Here is a 23,197-nt window from a genome sequence, read left to right as displayed (position 1 = left end):
GGCTCTGAGCAACATCTCCCGAGGTATACCCGTAACCTCTCTGTAGTTTTCCCCGTAACCTCTCTGGAGGTACCGAGGGTACCTATGAAGAGGTTTCCTCGGTACCTCTAGAGAGATTGTGGAGAGATGTATAAGAGGACGGCATAGAACGACTACCGCTGGTGAACCTTGCCCTTGGGGGGAGGTGCACCAGCGGTAGGTTGGGAGCCTTCGGGGGAAGGTCTCCTTATGAGATAGCGAAAGGGAAGAGTCGCCTTAGCCTCTAGGATGATAACCCTATTCCTCGATCGTGCGGGTCAGATAGAGGTAGACGGGATAGTGGTCGCTATAGCCACCTTGGAAGCGACCCGAGGAGAAGGTACGGAAGGGATAGCCCTTGAAGTGCCCCGTCTTTTGCGTGAGGAAGTCCGCACTGTATATATAGGCATAGTCCCCACTCTTCTTGTCTTGTAGGAGATGGAGAGAGGTGTCAGCTCCACCGATGAGGTTAGCAGTCACCACAAGGTTATCAAATAGATTCCATACATCACGATAGGCGAGTGTGCCACGGCCTGATGCATGGATCTTAGCCATAGGATTATAGAGGTCTTGTGGGGCGAGATCCTCAGGAGTTACCTTGGCCTTTAGTCCCTGCACGACGCTGGCAGAGGTAGGATCGTCGTTGAAGTCCCCCATGAGAATGACCTTGTGTGCAGGGTTGGCCTGCAGTAGGGAGTCTGTGACGCTTCGCATCACTTGCGCTGCCTGCATACGCCGACGTAGCGATATTTGTTCGCCACCGACACGAGAGGGCCAGTGAGAGACAAGGAAGGAGACAGGCTCACCAAGAAGTAGGCCATTGACCTCAAGGACATCGCGTGTCTTGATATACTCCTCGCCCTTGAGGCGTACGGGGTGAGGACGAGCATCTAGGAGCTGGAAGTACTTAGACCGATAGAAGAGTGCACAGTCTATGCCTCTCTTGTCAGGAGAGTCAAAGTGAACGATTTCATAGCCTAGGTCACGAAGCTCTGGCTCGGCAAGTAGATCCTGGAGCACTTGGCGGTTCTCCATCTCACACAGGCCGATGATGTCAGGGCCATTCTTGGAACCTATCTGACTGATGGCATAGGCCATGTTGTGGAGCTTCTGTTTGTATTTCTCTTGGGTCCACTGGTTCTTTCCCTCGGGGAGAAAGTCTTCGTCATTGTTATCTCCATCGATGGTATCGAAGAGGTTCTCCAGATTGTAGAAAGCTACGGTAAGGCGCACCTGCTTCTTAGCTTGCGCAGAAAGGCAATGAACTGATAGACAGAGTGTGAGCAGGAGTGTGAGGAAGGATCGATTCATCTTTGTTGGAGTATTTATTTAGTGAATATCCAGTGTATTATATATCTTTATAGTTATCTTTATAGTGCAAAAGTAATAATTATCACTCGCTATAATGCTCTACTATCCTCTAGGGATGGACATTATACCTAACGTGTAGATGCATGAATAAACTTATTACCACACTCGTCTGCGCTTCCCTCATAGGGGGTACAGCCCTAGCACAGCAGGGTGGGGAGACAAAGGTCTTAGATGGTAAGAGCGGTAAGCCTATTGCTCAGGCTACGATTAGCATCTATGGACCCGTCTCGAAGCGTCTAAAGACGTCCATGGATGGCACCTATCGTCTCTCTGACCTTCCCAATGGGCGCTATACCCTTACCCTAAGTGCTGGGGGCTACGAGACCCGACAAATCGAGTACGTGAAAGACCAGTTTCACACCACCTTACCCACTGAGCTTAAACTCACACCTCTACCACAAGGGCGCGAGAGTCTCTATGATGACCTCCTCCTAACGGATGACACTGATGATGGTGAGGTCGGTACGCAGGATAAGGTAACTCTGCTGACCTCCTCCAAGGATCCCTTCCTCAATGCCTCTGGCTACGTCTTCAGCACGGCACGCTTCCGCAACAGAGGCTTCGACTCTCAGTACAGCGAGCAGATGCTCAATGGGGTAGCGATGAATGATCTGAACAGCGGCTACTCTCCCTGGTCACTTTGGGGTGGGCTCAACGATGTCACACGACTACAGGAGACCTCGCAGAGCTTTGAGCCCATAGCCTCATCCTTCGGTAACGCAGGCGTAACGAACAATGTGACGATGCGTCCCTCCATGTACGGAGCACAGCGCAGAGCGACAGCCTCGCTAAGTAACCGTACCTATACGGGACGTCTGGCCTTCACCTGGACAACAGGTGAGATGAAGGGTGGCTGGTCACTAGCCCTAAGTGCAGCCCGTAGAGCTGGCAACGGACAATACTCCTATGTTAGAGGGCAATTCTATGATGCTTGGAGCTACTTCCTCGGGATCGAAAAGAAGTTTGACGAGATGAATAGCGTGAGCTTCATCGCACTAGGTGCCCCCACCCGCCGAGGGATAGCCAGCGCCTCTACCCAAGAGGCCTACGACCTAGTTGGCTCAAACTTCTACAACCCTAATATTGGTCGTCAAGGAGGGAAATGGCGTAATGCTCGAGTACGTAGTAACCACGAGCCCATCCTACAGCTCAACCATTACTACTCCAACGCGCTATCGAACCTCCACCTACACACCACCTTCAGCTATCGCTTTGGGAAGAATGCGTACTCGGCGCTGAACTGGTATAATGCTCCAGACCCTCGCCCTGACTACTACCGCTACCTTCCCTCCTACTTCACCCGCATGGCTGACCCCAAGGATCAGGATCCCTCTGCAGCTGCTCGTTACGAGGAGCTGTGGCATACTGACCCCAACACTCGGTACATCGACTGGGATCGTCTCTATGAAATCAACCGCCTCAATCAGACGACAGTGCGTGATGCCTCTGGGCGCGTCCTTGCCACAGGTAAGAAGGCCCTCTATATGGTCGAGGACAGGCGTACAGACCAAAGGGAGTTCGCTTGGGCTACCACGATGGACTGGCTTCCCCTCTCTTGGCTCGAAGTAAACGCAGGTGGGAATGCCCGCACCAACGTCACTGAGAATTACTCTGAGGTAGCAGACCTCCTCGGGGCTGACTTCGTCCATGACATCGATAAGTTCGCCGAGCGAGACTTCGGTGGAGATCCAACCAAGAGTCAGGTAGACCTCAATCACCCCGATCGTATCGCCCAGAAGGGGGATCGCTTTAGCTACGACTACGACTCACGTATTAGCCGTTATCAAGCCTGGCTCAACCTCACCTATCGCCTTCCTAGACTAGATGCCTACACGGCACTAAGCTACACTCACACAGCTCTCCAGCGTGATGGGAAGCAGCGTAGAGGGCTATTCCCTGATAATTCCTTTGGATACTCAGACCATATTAAGTTCAATGACCTAGCAGCCAAGGCAGGGATAACCTACAAGATCACGGGGCACCACTACCTGCAGGCTAACCTCGGGTATATCGAGCAGGCTCCTACCTTCCGTAATCTCTTCATCTCTCCTCGGACACGAGACAGCTATATCAGCAACCCCAAGTCCGAGAAGATACTCACTGCGGAAGCCTCCTACCTCGTACGTCTACCCTGGCTTAGGGGGCGTGTGACGGCCTTCTACACCCACATCGCCGACCACGTGCAGAACGTGAACTTCTACGACGATACCCGTGCTTCCTTCTCAAACTATACGATTACAGGTATTGCCACTCAGCACGCAGGCGTAGAGCTTGGTCTCGAGGCTAAGCTCTCTCCTACCCTCACGGCAAATGCGGCTCTAGCTCTCGGGCAATATAGGTATGCAAATAACCCCTCCTATGTCCAGACCATCGATAACTCCAACGAGATCGTAGACCAGGACATTGTCTATTGGAAGGGGCTCAATATCAGTGGCACTCCGCAGACCGCTGCTACCCTAGGGCTGACGTACTATTCACCTTGGTATGCCAACTTCGGGATCAATGCCAACTACTTTGGTCGTAACTTCGTCTCCATGGCTCCTCTAGTACGTACCGACCGTGGTCGCAGTGCTCTGCCCGAGCGATACATCCTGCCTGAGAAGCTACAGGATGGCTTCACGGTAGATGTCTTCGCCAGCTACTCTTGGAGGATTAACTACAATACGTATCTACGCTTCAACCTCTCGGTGAGCAACCTCCTAAACAATAAGCGTCTGCCCAATAGTGGCTATGAGCAGCTACGCATACGTACGCTACGCGATGACAATGGGGTACAGCAGCTTCACCAGCCCTTCGACAGTAAGATCTCCTACGTATATGGGACGACCTTCTTCTTCAACACTTCCCTACAATTCTAAGCTTTGTGATTATGAGATCTCTAGGTAAGTATATCCTCCCACTCCTCACGCTTTGCTCTCTCTCGCTGGTGAGCTGTGAGAAGTACAACGAGGTACCCGCCCCGAGCTACAAACCTGCTACCCCAGGTCAGGAGCTTCCCCTACCTACCCATACGATCAGCCAGCTCAAGGCGCTCTATCAGCAGGGGGGAGTGACCCTCAGTAGCCCTGTCGTCGTCTCTGCCATCATGGCGTCTGATGATAGCGAGGGTAACCTATACAAGAACTGCTATATACAGGATGAGACAGGTGGTATCGAACTGAAGTTCGCTATGGGTAGCCTCAACACCCTCTATCCACAGGGCGCACGTGTCCTCCTCCTCTGCCAGGGGCTCACCCTAGGCTCCTATGGTGGACAGATAGGTCTGGGATACCGCTCTAAGGATCCCAAGTATGAGACAGCCTTCTATCCCGAGAAGCTCGTACCTCTAGCCCTACATCGCCTAGGTGCAGAGGAGCTTCAGCCCCGTACACTCACCATCGACCAGCTCAGCAAGCAGTACGCCTCTACACTCGTACGTATAGAGGGGGTACAATTTATCACCTCTGAGCTGGGGCAGACCTATGCTAGTCCCGAGCAGAAGGCCAAGATCGCCAGTGTCAGTCGTACCCTCACTGACCGCTCGAGTAAGACCCTAGTCGTACGTACCAGTAGCTATGCTAAGTTTGCAGGCAAGACCCTCCCCGAAGGATCAGGGAGTGTCGTGGGCATACTCAACTACTTCGGGGATACCCCGCAGCTCCTTATCCTCCGTGAGAGTGACGTCCAGCTTACCTCTCCACGCTTCTAAAAATCACATCAAGACAATCCTATAATTCCTAGTATGATGACTAAGAAAGCTATTCTCCGCTGGTCACTCGCCGCTCTGAGCTGTGTGCTACTATCCGTAGGCTTTGCTTCCTGTAAGGACAACGACGACACCTACTCCAAGCCCAGCTACACAATCACCAAGGACGGGAAGAACGATAAGACCTTCTCTCTAGGCAAGGAGGGTGGACAGCTCACCCTACATATAGAGACCAACCGTCGCTGGGAGGTAAGCTCTACGGCTGACTGGGTCAGTATCAACCCCACCTCGGGTGATGCAGGCATCCTTGACATCGCCGTACGAGTCCTTCCCAATAGCTCTGCTCGCGCTCGCCGTACGCAGCTCATCTTCAAGATCAGTGGCATCACCGAGGTCTATACCATCGAGCAAGCCTCTGGTGATAACTCCAACCCTGGAGGAAGTGACCTTGATGAGACAGCCCTTGCTGAGTTCATCAAGAAATATGACCAAGGCAAGGAAGTAACTGTAGACGAAGATGTCGTGCTCAAGGCATCGCTCATCACGGACATTGAGAGCAACAACTTCGCCACGAATAGGAATATCATCCTACAGGCCGGTGAGGTCGGTATCACCATCCGACTCAAGTCTGCTGCCAATAAGGCATGGAAGCCAGGTACCGTCTTCTCCATCAAGGCCAAGGGTGGTAAGGTCTCTCGCTATAAAGAGGGCTCACTCCAGCTCGATATGAGTGCCGTGACAGATGAGACGGCTGTAACCGCTACTAGTGAGGTCGTCACCATCCAACCCAAGACTGTGACGCTAGCGGATATCTATGCAGGTAAGTACGACAATATCCTCATTGCTGTAGATGGTATTCAGTTCCAGACACCAGGTAACGCCCTTAACCCCAACAAGAGCGTAGGGGGTAAGGCTCCTAGCCCATACTTCAATAACCTTACCGACTGCGTCACAGCTACGCCACAGGGTGTCAGCATACTCTCTGCACCCATCTCAGGTCATGCTCCTGAGGCGCTACGCTCTGCTATCGCATCGGATAAGAATGGGTGTATCGTAGGGATTATCCAAACCAGTGTAGCAGAGAACAAAGAAAAGGTCAAGACCCGATACTACAACCTCTGGATACGTAACCTCCAGGATCTCGATGGTCTGAAGGGTACTCGTTGCACTGAGAATACTCCCAATCCCCCCACACCCCCCACACCCCCCACACCTCCTACACCTCCTACTCCCAATCCTCCTACGCCTCCCTCACCAGGGACTGCAGATCTCATGTTCGTAGTCTATGCCGAAGGGACTAGCTACGAGAAGTACATTCAGCTCTACAACCCTACAGACCAAGAGATCGACCTCAGCGCCTACACCCTCGTGATGCAGCTATACACTTCAGATGGCCACACGGATAAGGCAGGCAAGCCCCATGATCTCAAGCTCACAGGCAAGATTCCAGCAAAGGGCTTTATGATCTATCAGCACACAGATGCTCAAAAGTACACACAGGGCATAAAGGACAAGAATGTCATCAACTTCAATGGTAACGACCCTCTAGCCCTCAAGAAGGGTGACAAAGTCATCGATGTGATTGGCTCCTATCCCAATATATGGCTCAATGGGAATGTCGGTGCGGGCAAGGACGTCTTCCTACACCGCAAGATCGAGATCAATGCTCCAGCGACGACCTTCGATGCCAATCAGTGGGAATCAACCAGCATAGGCAAAGCAAATGAGAACAAGCTGGCAGAGCTCATTGAGAAGTACTTCAACAAAAGATAAGTCTACTCTATGATTTCCCCAAATAAACTCTATACGTTACTCCTATCGCTCATGGTCGGTGGGGTCATAGCTCTAGCTATGGCCTGCACGACACAGCGCAAGGAGCAGCCTATACGCCGAACAAGTCCTCTACAGCTACGCTTGCCCTCCTCTACCTCGAAGGTGAAGGCAGCTACGAATGCGGGGGATAACTTCTTCGTGCGTCTGCAATCTGAGTCTGCCTGGACACTACACCTCTCCCCTGAGACAGCTAAGGAGTGGATTACCCTAGAGCGTACTCGTGGTGAGGCTGTAGCTCGCCCTCTAGATATCGCTGTACAGTTGTCGAAGAACCTTGGACCGGCACGTGAAGCCAAGCTCATCGTCCGTTCAGGCTCACTAGCTGACACGATTGTCATCACACAGCAGGGTACAGCCCCTCTTCCTCCTCCTCCTCCTCCTTCTCCCAATCCTAACCCCAATCCCCCGACTCCAGATCCTAGTGGAGAGCATATCCTAGGGGATGTGACTCTTCTTGAGGCTCCAGCGCTAGCTGGTGGATCGAACAACTATTATATCACCCACAAGGCGAATAACGTTGTGAACTATTCGCTGGAGTATGATGCAGATAAGCGACATCCCCGCTTTGTCTGCTTCTCCTTTGACGATATTACTTCGGAGACAGCTGTCAAGCGTACTGACGCCTGGAAGTGGGATCCTATGATTCCTCAGCAGTACTCTACCGAGAGCATGTTTAGGAACAGTGGCTATGACCGTGGGCACCTCGTGGCCTCCCATGACCGTGTTTATAGTCGGGAGGCAAACATGCAGACGTTCTACTACAGCAATATGAGTCCACAGCTCCCTAATTTTAACCAGAAGTACTGGAGCAAGCTGGAGCAACAGGTACAGAGCTGGGGACGTAACAAGAAGTTCCGTGACGTCCTCTATGTTGCTAAGGGTGGCACCATCCGTGACGACCAAGTCGAGAACACCAAGGTGCAGGGGCACATTGTCGTCCCCAAGTACTACTGGATGGCTATGGTCGTCAAGAAGGGAGACGCCTACCATGGACTAGCCTTCTGGCTTGAGCACAAGGAATGGGATATGAAGACCCCGATGATGACGGTTGCCCTCTCCATCGATGAACTAGAGAAGAAGCTCGGTATCGACCTCTTCCACAACTTCCCTGACGATATAGAGAAGAAGTTCGAGGCAGAGGATCCTTCAGATCCCAGCATGCGTGCCCATTGGCCTGGTATATAGTCTCTCTCCTCGTGGATTGCTTCTTACAGTCAAGCCACCACGGAGAGATATGATAGCATATAGATAATACAGGAGGCCCAATCCCCATTCTAGGGATTGGGCCTCCTGTATTATTGTCTTATTGTGAACCGAGGGCTTAGTTCTGGAGCATATACCTCTCGGCTAAGCCTCCTTCTTGTTTAGTCCTAGTGCTGCTACTAGGATGAGGATCTTTGGCATGAAGGGGATCATTTTCAGAGCTAATCGTTGCGACCAAGTAACCCCTGAGATGATTCTCCGTTTGCCTCGTAGCATTGCCTGGTAACTATCGATGGCAACCTTGTAGGGGCTCTGTATAAGGGCTTGAGCAAGTCCCGTACCCTCTAGACCGGCCTGCGCTCCGAACTCGGTACTTAGCCCACCTGGCAGGACACATGTCACAGTTACCCCCGTCCCTCGGGTCTCCATCCAGAGAGCCTCAGAGAGTGAGGTAACATAGGCCTTTGCGGCAAAGTACGTCGCTTGGTAGGGGCCAGGGGTGAGCGAGGCTGTGGAAGAGACGTTCAGGATACGTCCAGACTTCCGTTTTAGAAAGTCTGGGAGGAAGAGTTTAGTGAGCCGAGTGAGAGCGATGATATCCACAGACAGGAGGTTCATATCCTCATCCATCGTCCGCTCAGCGAAGCTCCCTTGACCTCCTAGACCAGCATTGTTGATGAGGTAGTCTATCTGTATTCCCTCCGCTTGCAGGGTGTCATAGATCATGCGAGCTGCAGTGGGGTGCGAAAGGTCTTGGCTGAGGACAAAGACCTCTACTCGATGCGTTGTCTCTAGCTCTTCCTTTAGCTCTTGGAGTCGATCCGTGCGACGTGCAACGAGGACGAGGTCACCTCCGTGGGAGGCGTGTACTCGTGCCAGCTCACGCCCCAGCCCGCTCGACGCTCCTGTGATAAGCGCTACTTTTCTCATTGTTTATTTGATATATCAGCTATTCTATCAACAAATAAAAGGGTAAGAGGGTTGCCGTTGGCTCTCTCGGGAAGAAGAGGGGCGGAGAGTTTTCTCTTCGAGAGAAGTATCCCATGAGCTGGCATAGTAGAGTTTGGAGGGGGTGGGGGAGAAGCAAATGCTATTTGTGAGGGTGATTTTAATCGATTAATAGTCAATGCTATATGTTGGGTTAAATATGAGCCTTGGCGAGTTGCTATAACTCGTTGTGAAGAGTTATGGTAACTCGTTGAAAAGAGTTGTGGTAACTCGTTTAAGCGACTTATGGTAAGTCGTCTAAGTGAGTTATGGTAACTCGTAAAAAGAGATTTTAGGAGTGTGGTATTCATTCGTACTATAGAGGGGTTGAGCCTTAAGCTAAGAATTGCTATTTTTGCACCTTATAGCGTGCGAAGAGGCACCTATAACTACTTATAAACAAAAGAGTAAACTATGTACTGGACTTTAGAACTCGCTTCCAAGCTGGAAGATGCGCCATGGCCTGCTAGCCGTGATGAACTGATCGATTATGCCCAGCGCTCTGGTGCGCCTATCGAAGTCATCGAAAACCTGCAGGAGATGGAGGATGAAGGCGAACTCTATGAATCGATAGAGGATATTTGGCCCGATTACCCAAGCAAGGAAGACTTCTTCTTCGACGAAGAAGAGTACTAACTCCACAGATATTGACCCCAAGATGAAGCAAGCCCCCCTCAGACGATTATGCGACTGCGCTCAGAGGATTATCCTGAAGGGGGGGACTCACTTGGTTTTCATCCTAATAGGCTACTCTGGGCTTTCAGCACAGGAGTATCCGCAGATTCGGCAGTGGCAAGAGGCACTGCCATACTTCAATCCCGCCGCAATTGCACGTGCGGAGAGCCAGCAGCTGATGGGGCTGTATTCCTACACCGAACGACGGAGCAAGCTCTACGCAGTGATGATGGATTTACCTGTTTCCTTCCTTGGGCGTAGCCATGGGGTAGGGGGGCAGGTCATCGGACGCACGAGAGGGCTTTTCACCGACACGGAGTTCTCAGTTCGCTATGCTTGGTTACAGAGCCTTCCTCGAGGGGGGCGGATACAGGTTGGGCTAGAGGGAGGACTGAGCCGTATTACATTCGATGGTCCAAGAGCAATAGCAGAGGGGATCACGAACGCAGAGCTCCCAACGACAAAGGTCGAAGGGAAAGCCTTTGACCTTGGAGTCGGGCTTCTCTGGGAACAGCAACGTTTCTCTCTAGGGCTGTCAGCGCTGCATCTCTTTGCCTCCAAGGTATCATTCTCTGACCGCTATCAAGTACACCTGCCACGTAGCTATATGGCGAGTCTGAGCCTATATTTAGGGAGAGTTGAGACGGGACTTAGCTGGAGGCCCTCGCTACTGGCTCGGTATCACGATGAGTCGGGCTACCGAATAGACATGGGGCTTGGTGCTTGGTGGCGTAATCGATTTACCGCAGGGCTTATCTATCGTTGGGATAGAGCCTTGGGCGTGCAGCTTGGGGCGACGATCGGAGGTATTTTCCTCGGTTACCAAGGCGAGTGCATCACGAGACGGGAGAGGCAGTACCAGCATGAGCTCCTTCTTCGCTATAACCTCCCCCTCACGAGGTCTACAAATAAACCAACGCATTACAAGAGTGTGCGATTACTTTAACCAAAATAGTACGAGATGAAGAGGATGATCCCTATGCAACTTCTGCGCCTTATGGTAGCTGTGCCACTCTGTGTCTTTGCCTTCTCTTGTGGCTCTTCACGGCGAGCGGTGGGAGGCGATGCGACAGTGGCGCGTCTGGCTTCGTGGAATGAACCTGCACCACACGGCATGGTACTCATCCCTCGGGGACACATCCACATGGGAGAGCGGCGACCAGACAGCCTATGGGGTGATCCCGCACACTCACGTGGGGTCTCGGTAGATGCCTTCTGGATGGATCGTACCGAGGTGACCAATGCCCAGTACCGCCAGTTCGTCTACTACGTAAGAGACTCGATCCTACGAGAGCGACTAGCCGACCCAGCCTACGGAGGTGATGAGAGCTACAAAATCACCGAGGACAAGTATGGTGAGCCCATCTCCCCACGACTCGACTGGTCTCGCCCGATCCCCTCGGAGAAGCGTGCTTCGGACGAAGAGCTTCGTGCCCTACAAAGCCTCTACTACACCAATCCCATCACAGGAGAGCGCAAGCTAGATCCTGCACAGCTCAACTACCGCTACGAGCGGTACGACCATCGGGCAGCAGCCCTATGGCGCAATAGGCTACGTCATGCTCAGACCAACCCAGAGTGGACGCCTTCGCCTAACGCCCCCGTCTTGATTACCAAGGACACAGCCTACCTAGATGCTACGGGCAAGATCGTCCGTGAGACGATCACCCGTCCGCTGACGAGCGAATACGACTTCCTCAGCACCTACATAGTCCCTGTCCTACCCGATGAGACGGTTTGGGTTAATGACTTCCCCAACTCCCGCAATGAGATCTACACCACCCGCTACTTCAGCCATCCCGGCTACGACGACTACCCCGTCGTCGGCGTGACCTGGGAGCAGGCAGATGCCTACTGCGCTTGGCGCACAGCTACCTACCGTGCTGGCCTGAAGCTCCCCGAGGGGCAGGTCGTGGAGGAGTTTCGTCTGCCGACAGAGGCCGAGTGGGAGTACGCCGCCCGTATGGGGGTAGATAGTCTGTTGTATCCCTGGAGCTCGGAGGATCTTCGTGCCCCTAAGGGTTGCCTACTAGGCAACTTCAAGCCCGGCGATGGGAACTACACTGCAGACAAGCACCTCATCACGGCACGTGTCTCCTCCTATCCCCCCAATGACTTCGGGCTGTATGATATGGCAGGTAATGTAGCTGAGTGGACGAGCACCTCGTGGAGTGCCTCTGGCCTACGCAAGGTGAACGATGTCAATCCCGAGCTACGTGGCCATGTAGACTTCAAGGATCCCATCAGTCGCACGATGAAGGTCATCAAGGGGGGCTCATGGAAGGATATAGCCCGCTACATACAGGCCAATAACCGCAGCCGAGCAGCACAGAGTGAGGCTCATTCGTACATCGGCTTCCGCTGTGTACGCTCCGCCGTGGAGTTCGCCAAGTAAATACAACCACTACCCGATATAGCTACTGAATATGTCTGCACATCCCCGTCTGCTCTCCCGCCTAGAGACGTTCCTTGCCAGTGAGCGAGGTAGGCGTATCCTCAATCGGTTCTACTCTTGGGGCGCTGCCTTCGTGATCCTCGGGGCTCTCTTCAAGCTCCTACATATTAGATATGGTGACGAGATACTGCTGGTCAGTATGCTCACAGAGTTTGTCGTCTTCTTCATCTCAGGCTTTGAGCGCCCAGAGAAGAGCTATGACTGGGAGGCTGTCTTTCCCGAACTTCGGGGAGCAGAGGAGGTACCCCTCTCCGAGTCCATCTCACGCAGAGAGGCTCTCATCCAGCGAGCCCAGCAGGGTGCCCCAGTTATCCAGAGCGAGACATGCGCATCACAGAGTCCACAGCCACTAGTCAGCCAGCAGACGATATCCTCAGAGGAAGTGGAGCACCTGCGTGAGGCGATTGACCGCCTCGGGGAGGCAGCTGCACAGCTGGCACGCATCGGATCAGTATCTAGCGAGATGACGAAGCGATACGAACTGATGGCGCTCGACTACAGCAAGATGAGCCAGCACTCTACCCAGTACCTCGGGGAGATGGAGAGCCTTGCCCGCAACGTCACGGGGCTCAATGCCATCTATGAGCTACAGCTCAAGAGCATCAGTAGCCAAGTAGAGACTATCGATCGTATTAACTCGGGGCTCCAGCACATCCGAAAGATGTACGAAGGGGGACTACCCGATAGCGAGGCCTTCGGTAGGGAGAGCGCACACCTTACCCAGCAGCTCACCCAGCTCAATGACGTATATGCACGCCTGCTCCGAGCCCTCACGGTGAATATGACCACTCCGGGCGCACCGCATACTCCCTACACCGCCTCTCCCACCGATCAAGACGACCACATAGCACGCTAAGGATATGGCTGTAGGCAGCAGGGGCAATCCCAATAGACAGCGTATGATCAACCTCATGTACATTGTCTTCATCGCTATGATGGCGCTCAATGTATCCCCTGAGGTACTCGATGGCATCTCTCAGGTAGAGGGAGAGCTACAGCAGACCATATCCACTACGGAGCAGCGCAACAAGGCTCTAAGCCAAGATATGGACCATGCCTATCAGGCGAACCCCGATAAGGTCTCCGCTTGGCGACAGCGCAGTGAGGAGCTACGCCTACGCTCCGACTCCCTATACCACTACATCCAGAGTCTCAAGGAGCTCATCGCTCAGGAGGCTGACGGACGAGAGGGGCGGGCAGATGCACTTCGTCACCTAGATGACCTATCGGCTTCGTCCGTCGTGATGCTCTCCCCCCTTCACCCACGAGCTAAGGAGCTAAGGAAGCGCCTAGAGCAGTACCGCACTTGGGTCACAGAGCTACTAGGTGGTAGCCCTCGATCGGCTCAGATCACAGCACGACTAGCGACGAAGGATGGAAGAGGTGGCCAGAGCTGGGAGAGTGCAAACTTCGAGAACATGCCTGCCATAGCTGCCCTCACCCTCCTATCCCACCTACAGAGCAACATCCGCCATACCGAGGACGAAGGGCTCACCGAACTCCTCCAGGGCATCGATGCCCATGACTACCGCCTCAGCCTACTCACCGCTCAGGTAATCCCCGACAGCAGGATCGTACTCAGTGGTGAGCCCTACCGAGCACGTATCGTCCTCAGCAGTACAGATACGACGAGACAGCCCCACATCGTGGTCAATGGTGCTCCTCTCTCTCCGACACTCAGGGGACAGCTCTCATTACCTACCCCTAGGACGGGTACCTTCCCCGTAGAGGGTTATGTAGAGGCAGACCGAGGGGACGGCTCCACGGAGCGCCTTCCCTTTGCGACAAACTACACCGTCATTGAGCGGACGGCGACTATCGCCCCTGTGATGATGAACGTCCTCTACTCCGGTATAGACAACCCGATCAAGATAGCTGTCCCAGGCATCGCCCCCCAAGACCTCACAGCCTCTATCAGCAGTGGTACGCTTACCCGCCGAGGAGAGCTCTGGGTCGCTCATCCCAACCAGCTAGGTGAGGTTACTATCTCCGTCTCTGCACGAGGTGAGGGTGGCAAGACAAGCCTCATCACACAGACTAAGCTACGAGTGCGCCGCCTACCCGATCCCTCTCCCTATATAGCCCTCGCCGAGGGGGGAGAGAGTCGCTTCCGAGGTGGACGGATAGCCAAGCAGGCACTGCTCGCAGCAGGCGGAGTGCGTGCAGCCATCGACGACTCCTTCCTAGATATTAGCTACACGGTCGTACGCTTCCAGCTCATTGCCTTTGACTCTATGGGCAATGCCATCCCCGAGGTCTCTAGTGGAGCGACCTTCTCGCCCCGACAGATCCGACAGATACAGACCGCTCCCCGTGGGAAGCGTCTCTACATATCAGACATCATCGCTCGTGGCCCTGATGGCATCGAGCGCAAGCTCCCCTCCCTAGAGCTCATCATCGGCTAAATGTCCTCCTCAGGACGAACGAATATGAAGAAGATACTCCTCACCCTCCTCTCGCTATACCTCCTCACCCTTACCCCCCTCTGGGCACAGGTCTCCACACCCAGCACCCCAGTAGTACGCAAGGGTGCAAGGGCGACACTCGAGACTCCGAAGGCTCAGCCCTCTACCTCCCGCACCTTCGTTCACGAAGAGGGACGTATAGCTAATGCTCTCCAGTCTGCCTCATGGCTACGCAGTGTCTATCGTCTAATCGACCTCACTACTCCTGCTAACGCCCCCCTCTACTATCCCGAGGTCACGACCCCGACACGTGCGAACCTCTTCGCACAGATCTGCCAGCTCTATCAGTCAGGCAAGCTACGGGTCTATGAATACCTGGATGGTGAGGAGCAGCTCGACGAAGCGCACCTACTCCCCTACCGAGACTTCCTAGATCGCTTCCATATCCCCTACAAGGTCGAGGGCAAGGGCGCAAAGGAAGTGCTCACCATCCAGCCCAGTGACCTCCCCACCACCGAGGTCAAGAGCTACTACCTCAAGGAAGCCTACCTCTTCGACGAAGCGACCTCTACCTACGACCGACTCGTGCTCGCCCTCTGCCCTATCCTCTCCACTGTCGGGGACTATGGTGCTGTGAATATGCCCCTCTTCTGGGTTGAGTACGAAGCTCTACAGCCCTACCTAAGTGATCAGCTCATCCCTCTATCCAAGCAGAATGCAGCTAAGCGTGCTTCGCTAGATGACTTCTTCACCCTACACCTCTATGAGGGCGAGATTGTCAGAGCAGACCATCTCCTCGGGCGTAGTCTCGTGCAGTCCTCCACCTCCGCTGAGGACCTGAAGAAGGAACAGACACGTATCGAGGACGAACTAAAGGCCTTCGGCTCTCGTCTCTTCCTCCCCGATAGCACCCTAAAGCATCGTCCCTCTACCCAAAAGGCAAAGAAGGTACCTACACCGAAGGCTTCACCCAGCTCCAAGTCCTCCAAAGGTGGACGCTCCACGACACGCTCCATCCGTGACCGAGGCTAAGCCCTCCACCACATATCCATCTCATCAGATACATGCCTAGCACTACACCGCTGGACTTCCCCTACCTCGCCGAGCTCAATGAGGCACAGCGAGCCGCTGTGACCTACAACGATGGCCCCGCCCTCGTCATCGCTGGTGCAGGTAGTGGCAAGACTCGTGTCCTCGTCTACAAGCTCCTCTACCTACTCGACTGTGGCTACCACCCGATGGGACTGATGGCGCTGACCTTCACCAACAAGGCTGCTCGGGAGATGCGTCAGCGTATCAGCGAGCGAGCAGGCTCCGTAGCACGACAGATACGTATGGGGACGTTCCACTCGGTCTTCCTCAGTATCCTGCGCCTACATGCTTCGCTCCTGGGCTATACCCCGACCTTCTCAGTCTATAATACCAATGATAGTCGTAGCTGTATCAAGGCAATCGTGAAGCGGCTGGGACTCGATGATAAGGTCTACAAACCCAACCTCATCCACAGCCGTATCTCCTCGGCCAAGAATAGGCTACTCACCCCCGACGCCTATGCCTCCTATGGCGAACTCGTGAAGTATGATGCCAAGAGTGGACTACCCCGCATAGCCGAGATCTACCGCCTCTACTGGGACGAGCTAAGGCAAAGCAATGCGATGGACTTCGATGACCTACTCCTACAGATCAATATCCTCTTCCGTCAGCATCCCGAGGTCCTCAAGGAGTGGCAGGAGCGTATCGACTACCTCCTCATCGACGAGTATCAGGATACGAACTTCGCCCAGTATATGGTCGCCAAGCAACTCATGCAGGAGAAGGGCGCTATCTTCGTCGTCGGTGACGATGCACAGAGCATCTACTCTTTCAGAGGTGCTAACCTAGATAATATCCTCAACTTCGAGAAGACCTTCCCCTCTACCAAGGTCTTCAAGCTCGAGCGCAACTACCGCTCCACCCAAACCATCGTCTCTGCCGCTGGGAGCATCATCGCCCACAACGAGTACCAGATCCCCAAGCAGGTCTTCTCCGAGGAGGCCGTCGGGGAGCCTATTCAGGTGCACGAGGCACTCTCGGGCGACCTCGAGGCTCTCTGGGCAGGAGAGGAGATACAGCTCTTACACCAGAGACAAGGGGCTAGCTATGAAGATATAGCCCTCCTGTATCGTACGAACGCACAGAGTCGTACGCTGGAGCAGGTCTTTCGTCGCCTCTCTATCCCCTTTCGTATTTACGGTGGTCGCTCCTTCTTTGATCACAAAGAGATTATGGATGTCGTTGCCTACTTTCGTACACTCGTTAACGAGCAGGACGACGAAGCCTTATTGCGCATCATCAACTACCCCAAGCGAAGTATCGGTGATACAACTGTGCAACGAGTCCGAGCAGCCTCCGTACGTCATGCCGTCTCCATTATCCATGTGCTACGTGACCCACAGGGTTATGAGGTCGAGGTAAACAAGGCTACAGCTGCCAAGCTACAAGCCTTCGCCGCGCTACTTGACGAGCTACGTGCTTATAATCAGGAGTCGGAGGACCTCTATGATGTCGCTGAGCGGATTATTCGTGATACGGGCATTCTCGCTGACCTCAAGAGTGACACAAGCATAGAGGGGAAGGCAAGGCTCGAGAACCTACAGGAACTGCTCTCTGGGATTGAGGAGTACATAGAGTCTTGTCTCGAAGTTGATACGAAACCTTCATTAGCCTCCTATGTTGCTGAGGTCGCTCTATTGACAGACCAAGATACTCAGGGTGAGGGAGAGGAGGCTGTGACGTTGATGACAATCCATGCCTCGAAGGGATTAGAATTTCCCCACGTTTTTATCCTAGGGCTTGAGGAAGACCTGTTCCCTTCTTCAATGAGCAATACGGGACGTGAGCTAGAGGAGGAGCGACGGCTCTTCTACGTAGCATTGACTCGAGCGGAGAAGACCTGCCGAGTGAGCTATGCCCGAGAGCGTTTCCGCAATGGTCACATGGAGTTCAGCCGTCCTAGCCGTTTCCTGCGTGAGTTGCCTGAGGATTTGGTTCATTTCGTCTCTTCCCATGGCTTCTCTGAGGTGCCTTCATGGAGGCGAGGTGGGACTCGAGGTAAGGTGAGTGAGCAGCTACCAGAGGACTTTAGTTCTGTACCGAGCTTCCTGCCTAAGGAGAAGCCTGCTCGCCGGGTCCTCATCCAACGAAGGGGAGATGAACCAGAGGTGAAGCATTCGGCTATTGGTGACCTGCGTATAGGGACACGCATCTTGCATAAACGCTTTGGGGAGGGTGAGGTCATGGAGCTGGAGGGCGAAGGAGATAATGCAAAAGCCCTAGTAGCCTTCGATACTGGTGATACAAAGAAGCTCCTGCTTCGTTTTGCTCAGTTGCAGATCCTAGACTGATTCCATATCTATTGGCATGTACTTGGGGGAATGCTCATCCTCTTCTCGTGCTTGATCAATAATGGAGACATAAGTCGTTCAAGCAAGTTAAGCGTTGAATACAAAGCAAACATCGCCTCGACAGCTCATCTGAGCTGTCGAGGCGATGTTTGCTTTTGCTACCCAATATATTTCTATTTGGGTGGGCTTACTAAGGCGAAGAAGGAGGATGGGGCTATAGTATGACTTCCTTAATAGAATGATTGAGTGTATTTGGTCTACTTTGTAATAAGTTGAAAGATAGAGATATAGAAGGGTAGGGGAGAGGGAGAGAAAGAGTTATAGTAACTCGTTGTAATGAGTTGTGGTAAGTCGTTTCAACGAGTTATGGTAAGTTGTTGAGATGAATTGTAGTAACTCGTCATAGCGAGTTATGGTAAGTCCTTAGTATCCCTATTGTAGCCCCCTTTAATGCCCTTGTTTCCAGTGGAGTGTGTTGGATGGTTAGACATCAAATATTTTATGCTAGACCTAGTTTGAGATGTTCCCCTCACTTTTATTCTGGAGAGTATTGGTTTTTCCCTCTTGGAGTGGTGAGGTTGTACGGATCTTGAATCTAGGTAAAGGTGGCAGGTAGATGAAAGGAATTCCCCACTTGTGGCAGTGGCTACAAGTGGGGGAATCGTATAAAACACCCTTGAGGGATGAGCCTCAATACCCCTAATAGGCTAGTGGTCGGGCTGTGTTAACGAGAGGATCTTGGTACGTAAGAGGAGCGTAGCATCAGGGTCTTCGAGGATCTCAGCAAAGAGCGTGAAGAGCCTATTGACTTTGTGCTCAGGTGTACGCTCGTCATCCACAGGGAGGATGCGGATTGTCTGCTCGTCACCACTCGTTGGCAGGGCAACAGCAGCTTGTATGCGCTGTGTGGCAAAGAAGGTGAAGGGCTTCATCTCCAGAGGTAGGAGCTCCGCATCTTCTGTGAGAGGGAAGAGTGGGCGGTATGTGTGGATGAACTTGTAGAAGGGCCCGATGATGAAGGGATTGACATGCTGGAGGATTGAGGAGAGCTGTACGGGGGTCAGGTGGTTCAGCGTATCAACATGCATGTAGAGATGCTTCACTTCGAGCTTCTTCAGAGCAAGGGAAACGGGATTCTTCCACTCCTTCAGACAATCTGCATCGTGCACATAGACGAAGGTAGACTTCGTACCTTGAGGGATCTGGATCTTTACGAATTGCTCCTGTGAGACCACCTGCACAGGGAGATGGACGTACTCACTATACTCGAAGAGCACGGCTTGCCAGACGAGGACATCTGTCTCATTGTTCACAATGACGTAGCCCTTCTCTCTCTGTTCCTCACCTTGGTATACTTCCTCAACGAGGCGTGCAATGAGGTGCATGTAGAAAGGGTGCCTCGTCCCGACAATGAACCCATAGCCCTCGTAGCAGAGATCATAGAGTAGATGCTCAACAGCGGAGAACTCCTCTACGATCGTGTGCTTATTCCAAGGAATAGCTCTCTCTGGGTAGGTTGCTCGAAGCTCGGCCTTCCACTGCTCCTGGTGAAGGCATTCCGTAGCAAACTCGTGTACATCGTCGTAACAGCGGAACGAAGCTGATATTGCCTGAGCCTGCTGACAGATGGACTCGAGATGAATATACTGTGATGGGGGGAGGACGCCCTCCTCATCGAAGTACTGGGCGAATAGACGCTGGTACTCGGCTTGGTAGGCTGTGCCGATACGGACACGGATGCTACGACCACCCTTATAGCTTACGTAGATAGATGTGTACTCAGGTGTGTAGGTCAGTCCTGCCCAGGGGTACCCAGGGACATGATCTTGTAGGTAGAGCGTGACGGCCTCTAGGTGTTTGCATGTACCTAGACCATTGGTACGGAAGTCTAGGCAGGAGCAGAAGTTGCGGTCACTCTGTACGCCACGGAAGGCAACCCGATAGCGTCCCGTACCACTGCTGACGAGGTAATCACCCCAGATGCGGTTCTTGTCTAGGTGATCAACTTGGAAGTCGCTTTCACGTGCATTCTCACGGCGTAGTGCAACCTGCCATTCCTCGACGGTCATGTTCTCAGGGCAGATCTTGTTAGAGAGTCGGTTTCCTAATTTCATATTGCGTGCTGGTGTTTGTAATATATCTGTGTGATTCTATTCATTATCTCCTCTTGAGGGGGATCTCTTCTCCTCTTGAGAGGCACACTATTTCTTCTTGGAGGATTGCTTTGAGAGCTTCAACTCTTCCCTTAGGAAGGGAGCTGTAGGGCTATCTTTGACCTTTACTAGCTCCTCAGGTGTACCCTCGAAGAGTAGACGTCCACCATCCTTCCCTCCGTTGGGCCCGATCTCAATGAGGTAGTCAGCACTTTTCAGTACGTCTAGATTGTGTTCGATGATAATGACGGTGTTCCCTCGGTCTACGAGGCGATTGAGTATGGCTAGCAGGACACGTATATCCTCGAAGTGTAGCCCTGTGGTTGGCTCGTCTAGGATGTAGACTGTCTTACCTGTGTCTCGTTTGGCTAGCTCGGATGCAAGCTTGATACGTTGGCTCTCTCCTCCGGAGAGGGTTGTAGAGGACTGTCCGAGCTTGATATAGCCGAGACCTACATCCTGTAGTACCTGGAGCTTCTTGAGAATATGAGGGACATGAGCAAAGAACTCCACAGCCATGTTGATCGTCATATCTAGCACGTCGGCGATAGACTTGCCCTTGAAGCGAACCTCTAGTGTCTCACGATTGTATCGCCTCCCATGGCATACCTCACAGGGGGCATACACATCGGGTAGGAAGTTCATTGCGATAGTCTTGTAGCCATTACCCGAGCAGGTCTCACATCGTCCCCCAGACACATTGAAGGAGAAACGTCCAGGCTTATACCCACGCATCTTGCTCTCGGGTAAGCTGACGAAGAGGCTACGTATATCGGTGAAGACCCCAGTGTAGGTAGCAGGGTTACTGCGAGGTGTCCGACCAATGGGAGACTGGTCTACAGCTACGACCTTGTCTACTAGCTCTAGGCCCTCGATCCGTTCGTAGGGTAGGGGTTCTTTGAGTGATGAATAGAGATGCTGACTGAGGATAGGGTATAGTGTCTCATTGATGAGCGTACTCTTCCCACTACCTGATACCCCAGCTACGCAGATCAATGTGCCGAGGGGGAAGGTGACGCTTACATCCCTAAGGTTATTTCCCTTGGCTCCTTTGAGGCGAAGGACACGATCTGTGACCGGGCGACGTATGGGTGAGACCTCGATGCTCTCCTCCCCACTGATATAGCGAGCAGTGAGGGTGCCTGCCTTCATCATCTCTTTGGGTGTCCCCTCGAAGACTACTTGCCCACCGAGGCGGCCAGCCTTGGGGCCCATGTCAATGATATGGTCAGCCTCGAGCATCATATCCTTGTCATGCTCGACGACGATTACGGTGTTACCTAGGTCACGGAGCTTCTGGAGGGAATGAATGAGTCGAAGGTTGTCTCTCTGGTGAAGGCCTATGCTGGGTTCATCAAGGATATACAAGACCTCTACGAGCTGTGTTCCTATCTGAGTGGCTAGGCGTATACGCTGGCTTTCGCCACCAGAGAGCGTAGCGGACATACGGTTCATGGATAGGTATCCCAAGCCTACATCAAGCAGGAAGGAGAGGCGAGTACGTATTTCCTTTAGTATCTCGGTGGCAATGGTGCGCTGCTGTGGGGTGAGGTGCTCCTCTACATGCTCTACCCAATGCATGAGCTGGGTAAGCTCCATAGAGGCTACTTCGCCGATGTTCTTCCCTGCGATGAGGTAGTGCAGAGATTCCTTATTCAAGCGTCCACCATGGCACTCAGGGCAGACCTGTGGCTTGGTGAACTGTGCCAGCCAGCGCTCGCTACCCTCATTCTCTCCCTCTTGATCCTCTTGGCTCATAAGGTAGGCACTCAGTCCATCGTACGAGAGGGGGAGCCCCTTAAGGTCAGGGTAGCGATCATCATTGATCATGATATCTTCCTCGCTACCATTGATGATCTCTTCGAGGAGATCCTCTGGCAGGGACTTGATGGGATCCTTTATGGAGACTTCGTACTTCGTGCATAAAGCCTCTATTTGGGCAAAGACCAGTAGCCTACGATACTTACCCAAGGGAAGGATACCCCCCTGATAGATGCTTTTACTTCGGTCGGGGGCTATGCTGTCTAGGTCGATGACACGCACCTCACCTAAGCCCTTACAGCGAGGGCAACTCCCATTGGGAGAGTTAAAGGAGAAGTTGTGGGGAGCAGGCTCATTATAGGAGAGCCCCGTCTCTGGGTCCATTAGATGGCGACTGAAGTAAGAGACTGCTCCGGTATCTACATTGAGGAGCATCATCACTCCATCACCCTCCTTGAGGGTTAGGCGGAGGCTGTTGAGCAGACGGTCTCTATTCTTCTCTCCGATGGTAAGTTTGTCGGTCTGTACCTCTACACTATGGAGCTTGTAGCGATCGAGCTTCATACCGTAGGTGATCTCCCTTAGCTCGCCATCGACGCGGACGTTGAGGAAGCTCTTCTTACGGAGCTGCTCAAAGAGCTCCTTGTAGTGTCCCTTACGTTGCTTGACTACAGGTGCTAGGAGTAATACCTTCTGCCCCGAGTAACGCTCGAGTAGAAGGTCTAAGATCTGCTCCTCGGTGTAGCGTACCATGGGTGCGCCTGTGAGGTAGGATACGGCTTGACCAGCACGAGCGTAGAGGAGTCGGAAGAAGTCATATACCTCGGTCACCGTCCCCACCGTAGAGCGAGGGTTTCGATTCGTAGTCTTTTGTTCGATTGAGATCACAGGACCCAATCCATCGATTTGCTCCACATCTGGTCGCTCCATCCCACCGCCGAGGAATCCTCGAGCGTATGAGCTGAAGGTCTCGATGTATCTACGCTGTCCTTCGGCGTAGATGGTGTCAAACGCGAGGGAAGACTTACCACTGCCACTCAACCCGGTGAATACAGTCAGGGAGTAGCGAGGTATGTGGGCATCCACGTTCTTTAGATTGTGCACTCGTGCTCCTTTGATCTCTAAGTCTTGCATTTAAGCTGCAATATATTAAGTAAAAATAACACACAAAGTTACAAATAAATACCTTCCTATCCTAGCTATACAGATGTATTTATCCCCCCTACGACAGCCTATGAAGGGTTGCTATCCAAACCCATGCATGGGTT

Annotated in this window: 15 protein-coding genes; 11 read left to right on the top strand and 4 right to left on the bottom strand. The window is 53.0% G+C overall.

The genetic code is table 11. The features are described 5' to 3' along the window. Positions 1-276: 276 nt before the first annotated feature. Positions 277-1,329, bottom strand: coding sequence for an endonuclease/exonuclease/phosphatase family protein (locus HMPREF0636_RS02000; RefSeq protein WP_044168163.1), 1,053 nt, complete (start codon positions 1,327-1,329; stop codon positions 277-279). Between the two features lie 143 nt (positions 1,330-1,472). Between HMPREF0636_RS02000 and HMPREF0636_RS01995 the strand changes: the two genes are divergently transcribed. From HMPREF0636_RS01995 to HMPREF0636_RS01980, 4 genes are read left to right on the top strand one after another with little or no spacing between them, the layout of a single operon-like run. After that, the gene (locus HMPREF0636_RS01995) at positions 1,473-4,247 is read left to right on the top strand and encodes a TonB-dependent receptor (RefSeq protein WP_044168161.1); all 2,775 of its coding nucleotides are present in this window, start codon (positions 1,473-1,475) and stop codon (positions 4,245-4,247) included. An 11-nt stretch (positions 4,248-4,258) separates the two neighbouring features. Further along, the gene (locus tag HMPREF0636_RS01990) at positions 4,259-5,077 is read left to right on the top strand and encodes a DUF5689 domain-containing protein (RefSeq protein WP_044168160.1); all 819 of its coding nucleotides are present in this window, start codon (positions 4,259-4,261) and stop codon (positions 5,075-5,077) included. 33 nt (positions 5,078-5,110) lie between these two features. Then, positions 5,111-6,847: a DUF5689 domain-containing protein gene (locus tag HMPREF0636_RS01985; RefSeq protein ID WP_044168158.1), complete on the top strand. Its 1,737-nt coding sequence runs from the start codon at positions 5,111-5,113 to the stop codon at positions 6,845-6,847. Between the two features lie 9 nt (positions 6,848-6,856). Then, positions 6,857-8,092, top strand: a complete 1,236-nt coding sequence (locus HMPREF0636_RS01980; RefSeq protein ID WP_044168156.1) for a DNA/RNA non-specific endonuclease — start codon at positions 6,857-6,859, stop codon at positions 8,090-8,092. 162 nt (positions 8,093-8,254) lie between these two features. Here HMPREF0636_RS01980 and HMPREF0636_RS01975 read toward each other — a convergent pair whose 3' ends face one another. Beyond that, the gene (locus HMPREF0636_RS01975; RefSeq protein WP_044168155.1) at positions 8,255-9,040 is read right to left on the bottom strand and encodes an SDR family NAD(P)-dependent oxidoreductase; all 786 of its coding nucleotides are present in this window, start codon (positions 9,038-9,040) and stop codon (positions 8,255-8,257) included. Between the two features lie 471 nt (positions 9,041-9,511). Here HMPREF0636_RS01975 and HMPREF0636_RS01970 point away from each other — a divergent pair, with 471 nt between their 5' ends. Genes HMPREF0636_RS01970 through HMPREF0636_RS01940 form a run of 7 tightly spaced genes read left to right on the top strand, consistent with a single transcriptional unit; the run spans position 9,512 to position 18,015 of the window. Then, positions 9,512-9,733 (top strand): DUF2795 domain-containing protein, encoded by a 222-nt coding sequence (locus HMPREF0636_RS01970; protein ID WP_005467333.1) that lies wholly within the window; start codon positions 9,512-9,514, stop codon positions 9,731-9,733. A 22-nt stretch (positions 9,734-9,755) separates the two neighbouring features. Further along, positions 9,756-10,718, top strand: a complete 963-nt coding sequence (locus HMPREF0636_RS01965) for a PorP/SprF family type IX secretion system membrane protein (protein ID WP_044168154.1) — start codon at positions 9,756-9,758, stop codon at positions 10,716-10,718. Positions 10,719-10,733: 15 nt separating this feature from the next. After that, positions 10,734-12,167, top strand: coding sequence for a T9SS ring complex lipoprotein PorK/GldK (porK, locus tag HMPREF0636_RS01960; RefSeq protein ID WP_081748376.1), 1,434 nt, complete (start codon positions 10,734-10,736; stop codon positions 12,165-12,167). Positions 12,168-12,198: 31 nt separating this feature from the next. Further along, a complete protein-coding gene (gene porL, locus HMPREF0636_RS01955; RefSeq protein ID WP_044168153.1) occupies positions 12,199-13,083 on the top strand; it encodes a type IX secretion system motor protein PorL/GldL in 885 nt (294 codons plus the stop codon). Positions 13,084-13,087: 4 nt separating this feature from the next. After that, a complete protein-coding gene (gene porM / locus HMPREF0636_RS01950) occupies positions 13,088-14,632 on the top strand; it encodes a type IX secretion system motor protein PorM/GldM (protein ID WP_044168151.1) in 1,545 nt (514 codons plus the stop codon). A gap of 24 nt (positions 14,633-14,656) precedes the next feature. After that, complete coding sequence (gene porN / locus HMPREF0636_RS01945; protein ID WP_162147886.1) at positions 14,657-15,664, top strand: type IX secretion system ring subunit PorN/GldN; 1,008 nt, start codon at positions 14,657-14,659, stop codon at positions 15,662-15,664. A gap of 32 nt (positions 15,665-15,696) precedes the next feature. Next, a complete protein-coding gene (locus tag HMPREF0636_RS01940) occupies positions 15,697-18,015 on the top strand; it encodes an ATP-dependent helicase (RefSeq protein ID WP_044168149.1) in 2,319 nt (772 codons plus the stop codon). Between the two features lie 707 nt (positions 18,016-18,722). On the opposite strand, the gene HMPREF0636_RS01935 is transcribed toward HMPREF0636_RS01940, so the two are convergent. Together HMPREF0636_RS01935 and uvrA are read right to left on the bottom strand one after the other, a co-directional pair. Beyond that, positions 18,723-20,129 (bottom strand): SWIM zinc finger family protein, encoded by a 1,407-nt coding sequence (locus HMPREF0636_RS01935; protein WP_044168147.1) that lies wholly within the window; start codon positions 20,127-20,129, stop codon positions 18,723-18,725. An 87-nt stretch (positions 20,130-20,216) separates the two neighbouring features. Next, on the bottom strand, positions 20,217-23,063 hold the full coding sequence (uvrA, locus tag HMPREF0636_RS01930; protein ID WP_044168146.1) for an excinuclease ABC subunit UvrA: 2,847 nt from the start codon (positions 23,061-23,063) through the stop codon (positions 20,217-20,219). Between the last annotated feature and the right edge of the window lie 134 nt (positions 23,064-23,197).

Source organism: Porphyromonas catoniae ATCC 51270 (genome assembly GCF_000565015.1).
GTDB classification, from domain to species: Bacteria; Bacteroidota; Bacteroidia; order Bacteroidales; family Porphyromonadaceae; genus Porphyromonas; species Porphyromonas catoniae.
The sequence above is the reverse complement of the archived record's forward strand: the minus strand, read 5'-3'. Positions and strand labels throughout refer to the sequence as shown.